This is a genomic window from Phyllobacterium myrsinacearum, from assembly GCF_014138285.1.
Classification (GTDB): Bacteria; Pseudomonadota; Alphaproteobacteria; order Rhizobiales; family Rhizobiaceae; genus Phyllobacterium; species Phyllobacterium myrsinacearum_A.
The window spans coordinates 1-4,336 of sequence record NZ_JACGXN010000031.1; the positions used below are offsets into that span (position 1 = coordinate 1).

Genomic DNA, 4,336 nt, shown 5'->3' on the forward strand with positions numbered 1-4,336 from the left:
GCAACCCGCTTTGACAAGACAAAAACTTCATTCGCTGCGTTTCTCGCTTTGGCGGCTGCAAAGCTATGGCTCCCATACTTTGTCAACAGGGCCTAATCTTTAGAAGTTCGATAGATGGTACGAGCTCTCGTCGTCCTGACAAAATAAGCACAGTTTCGAGTACTTGGTCAGATTTACCGCAAAGAAGTATTAGCAGTTCTCCACTCGGTCCATTTTTGCCATCGAACCAATTCTTCACAGAACGCTCATTCGCACCTGTCAGTTTCGCAACCGTTTTCACGGCCGATCTTTCTGTGTCGTATTCGTCATGTAATGCGCCGGAAACAGCTTCCGCATATGCAGTCGCGCCAAGGCGAATTGCTTGAAAATCTTTTCCGAACTTGGCCTGATTATTTCGGTCTGCCTTTGAAAACGACATACGTTTTTTCCTTCCTTACGCTGTGGATAATTGGGGGACGCTTGATAATGCGCTTTGCCAACACTGAAAACGGACAAAGTAAGTGACAGATAGGTCTGGTATTCCATTCCGAGACGTTACTGATCGCGGCACTCTGAGAAGGGCTGCGCAGTACGTTCGCATGTCAACAGACCATCAGAAGTACTCTACGGAAAACCAAGCGGATACAATTCGGCGGTACGCAGATGAGCGGGGCATCACTATCGTTCGTACTTATGCAGACGCCGGCAAAAGCGGGCTTAGAATTGATGGGCGCAAAGCTTTGCAACAAATGTTGGCTGATGTTCAGTGCGGGAATGCAGATTATGAATTTATTCTCGCATACGACGTCAGCCGTTGGGGTCGTTTTCAGGACGCTGATGAAAGTGCCTATTATGAGTATATCTGCAGATCCGCGGGTATCTCTGTACATTATTGCGCAGAGCAATTTGAAAATGATGGCAGCCTAAGTGCAACCATTATCAAAGGAATGAAACGTGTGATGGCTGGAGAATTCAGCCGGGAACTATCAAACAAAGTCTTTCAGGGGCACTGTAAGCAGGTACATCACGGTCGCCATCAGGGTGGCTTAGCCGGTTATGGATTACGTCGGCAGTTGCTCGATGAAAATGGCTTGCCAAAGACACTTCTGCAGATTGGACAACAGAAAAGTCTGCAATCTGACCGCATTATATTGGTGCCTGGGCCAGCTAATGAAGTGAATACAATTTTAAGGATGTACCGCCTTTTTGTGGAACACAGACGCAATGAAAGTGAAATTTCGGCAATACTTAATGGTGAGGGAAAAATTACTGACCTCGGCCGCCCGTGGACGAGAGGAACCGTCCATCAAGTGCTCACCAACGAGAAGTATATAGGAAACAATGTCTATAACAGGACGTCATTTAAGCTCAAAAAGAGGAGGGTGCGCAATGCTGCCGACATTTGGGTTCGCCGGAATGGAGCATATAATCCAATCGTTGACGCTGAGCTCTTCAATGCCGCCCGTTCTATTATTGAAGACCGTTGCCGTAGGTTTTCTGACCAGGAGATGCTTGACAAGTTATCGGATCTGTTAGGAGCAAATGGCTACCTCTCTGGCCTGATAATTGATGAACGCGATGACATGCCATCGAGCACCAGTTATCGAAACCGGTTTGGTACCCTTATTCGTGCCTACCAACTCATCGGTTATATGCCTGGCCGCGATTATCGCTACGTTGAAGCAAATCGTTTTCTCCGAACAAAACACCGCGAAGTGGTAGCTGAGGTTCTGGAACAGGTTCGAATATTCGGAGGAAGTGTTTTCGTTGACCCGATTTCAGATCTTTTGACAATCAATGATGAGTTTACTGCGTCCATAGTCTTGGCTCGGTGCTTGCATACAGCTGCAGGCTCAAAACGTTGGAAAATCCGCTTCGATACTTCTCTTTGTCCCGACCTTACAATTGTCGTTCGCATGGACAGGGAAAATCTGAGTGCACAAGATTATTATTTGCTCCCGCGTATCGACGTATTTGGAGCGGATATCAAGCTAGCCGACGAGAATGGCGTCTATATTGACAACTATCGCGTAACTTCACTTGAAACATTCTTCGATCTTTCGACCCGTACCGATATCAGGAGTTTGGCATGAAAGATGAATCATCTGAAATCCGTAATATTCCTATCAATGAAATTACCATCATTAATCCACGTTCGAGGAACAAGAAGATATTCAATGAACTGGTTACCAGCATTGCCAATTTAGGACTGAAGAAGCCGATTACAGTCAGCAAGCGGGAAGATGGTTCGGGATACGATCTCGTTTGCGGGCAGGGCAGAATGGAAGCTTTCCTTGTACTAGGGCAATCGCAAATTCCAGCAGTTATGATCACAGCAACTGTTGAAGAATGCTACATGATGAGCCTTGTAGAGAATCTGGCGCGGCGAAATCATTCGTCAATGGAGTTTATGACAGCGATCGCCACCCTTCGCGAACAGGGTTACGATAATTCACAGATAGCCGCAAAAGTGGATTACAGTGAAGAATACATTTATGCGACATGTTATCTTCTCGATCATGGAGAAGAGCGGTTACTGACTGGAGTGGAAAAAGGCATAATTCCACCAAGCATTGCTATGGAAATAGCCCGCGCGCACGAAGCGGACGTGCAAGATGCACTTGCTGAAGCTTACGAAAAGCGGACCCTTCCAGGAAATCAGGTACTCGCAATTCGGCGCATAATTGACCAGAGGAACTCAACCGGAAAATCGACGTCCGGTATGGCCAATCGCTCTAAGCAGTCGGGGAAAAAAGTCACTGCGGAGGCGCTCATCCGTACGTATAGGAAAGAGACCGAGCGACAGAAACTTCTCATCAAGAAAGCTGCAGTTGCACAAAGTAGGTTACTTTTTGTTGTTAACGCCTTGCGGCGGCTAATGTCAGACAGCAATTTCACGACTCTATTGCGTGCGGAACACATGATCACCTTGCCTCGATCATTAGCCGAGAGAGTGTCGGGTGATAGATATGTCCAATGAGGTGGAAATAGGTTTCGATAGGAACATCCGTGTGCTCGATGTTTCAACCATACTTTTGCTTCGAAAAGTACCAGAGTCGGTATTTTTAACTACGAAATACAAAAGGATTACCGCATCAATTGATGAGATTGGGATAGTGGAGCCGCTCGTTGTTGCCCGAGCGAAGGCTGATAAATACATCTTATTAGATGGTTATCTTCGATATTCGGCTCTTATTGATAGGGGAGAAAAAGCAGTGAGATGCCTCATCGCTAAAGATGACGAGGCCTACACCTATAACAAACGAGTAAATCGATTAGCCACTATTCAGGAGCACTTTATGATTGTCCATGCGTTGGAGCGCGGCGTTCCAGAAGCTCGACTTGCGAAAATGCTTGACATGGACGTTCTGGCAATCAAGCGACGCCGCGCATTGCTTAACGGAATCTGCCCCGAGGTGGTTGAGCTTTTCAAGGACAAATCCGTTAACCCAATTACCTTCGGTGTTCTTCGTAAAATGAAGCCTCTGCGCCAAATAGAAGTAGCCGAATTAATGATAATTGCGGGAAATTATACGGCCAGCTATGCGAAGGCGTTGTTGGCGGCCACGCGGCAAAATGATTTGGATAAACCCGAGCGGCCGAAACGCATAATGGGGCTTACCCCGGAACAGATAGCGCGCATGGAGCGAGAAATGTCTAGTCTCCAGTCCGATTTCAAAGCTGTCGAAGCGTCGTACGGTGACGGTGTACTCAATTTGGTTGTTGCTTCAGGATACGTGTCGAAACTGATTAAGAATGTTGAGATACAAAGGTATCTATCGGTGCACCACTCTGAACTCCTTACCGAATTCCAAACAATCGTTGCTTCATCGTCACTGGACCAGAGTAGTGAATGAAGAGCTGTGAGGTTTCTAGGCACCTAGTGTTGGTTTCCACTTAGACCTGAGCCGGTGGGGATGCGGATAAAAAGTTGGACTGCTTCATAAGTTCAGGCCGAGGCTCTGACGATACTCGACCGGGCTGAGCGATCCCAGAGATATCTTGATACGCTTCTCATTGTACCAGCGGATGTAGGCATCCACTTCGGTGACGAACTGTTCGATCGTGATGGCCTTCCAGTCTCGTGGAAAGAAGAGTTCGGTTTTCAATCGGCCGAAGAACCCTTCGCACGCGGCGTTGTCTTGCGAGCATCCCTTTCAGGACATCGAGCGAACTAGGTTTGCTTCGCTGATCCGCGTTAGCCAGCCTGGCCAGCGATAATGGGCTCCCCGATCAGAATGGATGATTGGCCGTTCCTCGCCTGTGTTTAGGCATGCAAAATTGACCCCGTTTGCGGGGTAATCGGCATCCAATTTTGACCCCCCTAGATTAGATCTGACCATCCGACTTGGCAGCG

Annotated in this window: 4 protein-coding genes and 1 pseudogene; 3 read left to right on the top strand and 2 right to left on the bottom strand. The window is 47.6% G+C overall.

All coding sequences use genetic code 11. The features are described from left to right. Nucleotides 1-82: 82 nt before the first annotated feature. On the bottom strand, nucleotides 83-418 hold the full coding sequence (locus FHW16_RS28615) for a hypothetical protein (RefSeq protein ID WP_182552851.1): 336 nt from the start codon (nucleotides 416-418) through the stop codon (nucleotides 83-85). A gap of 82 nt (nucleotides 419-500) precedes the next feature. Between FHW16_RS28615 and FHW16_RS28620 the strand changes: the two genes are divergently transcribed. Genes FHW16_RS28620 through FHW16_RS28630 form a run of 3 tightly spaced genes read left to right on the top strand, consistent with a single transcriptional unit; the run spans nucleotide 501 to nucleotide 3,836 of the window. After that, nucleotides 501-2,072: a recombinase family protein gene (locus tag FHW16_RS28620; protein WP_348643943.1), complete on the top strand. Its 1,572-nt coding sequence runs from the start codon at nucleotides 501-503 to the stop codon at nucleotides 2,070-2,072. Beyond that, nucleotides 2,069-2,959, top strand: a complete 891-nt coding sequence (locus FHW16_RS28625; protein ID WP_182552853.1) for a plasmid partitioning protein RepB C-terminal domain-containing protein — start codon at nucleotides 2,069-2,071, stop codon at nucleotides 2,957-2,959. The genes FHW16_RS28620 and FHW16_RS28625 overlap by 4 nt, the downstream gene beginning before the upstream one ends. After that, nucleotides 2,949-3,836, top strand: a complete 888-nt coding sequence (locus tag FHW16_RS28630) for a plasmid partitioning protein RepB C-terminal domain-containing protein (protein WP_182552854.1) — start codon at nucleotides 2,949-2,951, stop codon at nucleotides 3,834-3,836. The genes FHW16_RS28625 and FHW16_RS28630 overlap by 11 nt, the downstream gene beginning before the upstream one ends. Nucleotides 3,837-3,920: 84 nt before the next feature. Here FHW16_RS28630 and FHW16_RS28635 read toward each other — a convergent pair. Beyond that, a pseudogene (locus FHW16_RS28635) lies at nucleotides 3,921-4,241 on the bottom strand (transposase); the annotation flags it as partial. Nucleotides 4,242-4,336 lie beyond the last annotated feature (95 nt).